Raw genomic sequence first — 1,244 nt, forward strand, 5'->3', positions numbered from 1 at the left:
CTGAGGGATCCCCACGAATTTAGCATGTAATCTTGCTCATGCAAGCTTCAGCGGTGAGTTCATCAAGCCAGCGGATCGTCTTTTTCCACTGATGCAGGGTAAATCGCATTGAGGTGTTAAAAGCTCTCAAGCCAAGAAAGTGAAAGGATAGTACGGATTTTGTTTCGGTATTTGCCTGAAAGCGTCGATGCTTGTTACTGACAACTAATAGCATGCCCAACAGTACAGCCACTAACGAAGCCAGTGTGGTAAGCAAGACCAGAACAGTAATGCGTGTCTTGGTTGTGCTGCGATTATTTTCATACCCCAGACCAAAGCGCGTGCTTTTCATATCCCGAAAGCCTTCTTCTATTTGCATGCGCTGGCGATAAATATCGATGACTTGTTTAGATAAGTGACGATGGTAGGGCAATGACGTCGCCAGTAGCCACGGATCTCTTGCGCCATCAGCATATTTCAATGAATTGGTATCCCGTTGGCGCGAGCCATTGGCATTAAACGCTCGTCGACCTTTCGCTTTCTCTTTAACCAACACCAAGGTACAGGCAAAAGGTCGTGACTTGACGATAAGCGCGTTATCAAATCGCTTGGGCCGTGTTGTAGCCTTTAGATAAAGCTCAGCGATAGATTGCCATTCATTACCGCCATCCAGCGAATATAAATGTGGCTTTCGCACACGTCCGACAATATGCCATCTCAATGCCTGCACTTCACGAAACCACGGCGATTTGTAGCCCGCATCAGTGACAATAATGGGCTGGCAGGTATCCGGTAAGAGCGTGTGCAATATCTCTAAAAAGTCTCTATGTGTAGTCGCTTTTGCACTGGCTTTTCTATCATGCACTTCCTGATAAAGGGTAATAGGCCGCCCTTTAACGACAATTGCGGCGCGAAGTAAAAAGTGCTTTTTGCACTTATCCAAATCTGACCAGTCAACGGCAATGACAGGATGTTTACAGGTACAAAATAACCGGCAAATCATTGCATAGATAAACGGTACTTCACGCTGGAGGTGACCATTAGATAACAGCCGGTCAGCCCGCTTAATACGGTGTTTCTCATAGGCATTGGAACGGATACCGCGCCCCATACTGGTCACAGTGGCCGAACCGCTCTCAATCAAGCTTCGCACACAGGCGACAACGGCCTGTTTGCGGGTTTTATGCATTTTATGGCTGACAAAAGAGACAAGATTGTTCAATATAGAGCGTGCATTCATGGTGTTTTCTGTGTTGGTTTTTTTT

At 46.5% G+C, this 1,244-nt stretch carries 1 protein-coding gene; it reads right to left on the minus strand.

The window, feature by feature from the left end; all coding sequences use genetic code 11:
• Nucleotides 1-19: 19 nt before the first annotated feature.
• Nucleotides 20-1,244 (minus strand): IS4 family transposase (locus MHM99_RS21080; RefSeq protein ID WP_239220463.1); only part of this gene is annotated, 1,225 nt, incomplete at its 5' end.

Origin of the sequence: Alteromonas sp. MmMcT2-2 (genome assembly GCF_022348305.1) — a bacterium.
GTDB classification, from domain to species: Bacteria; Pseudomonadota; Gammaproteobacteria; order Enterobacterales; family Alteromonadaceae; genus Alteromonas; species Alteromonas macleodii.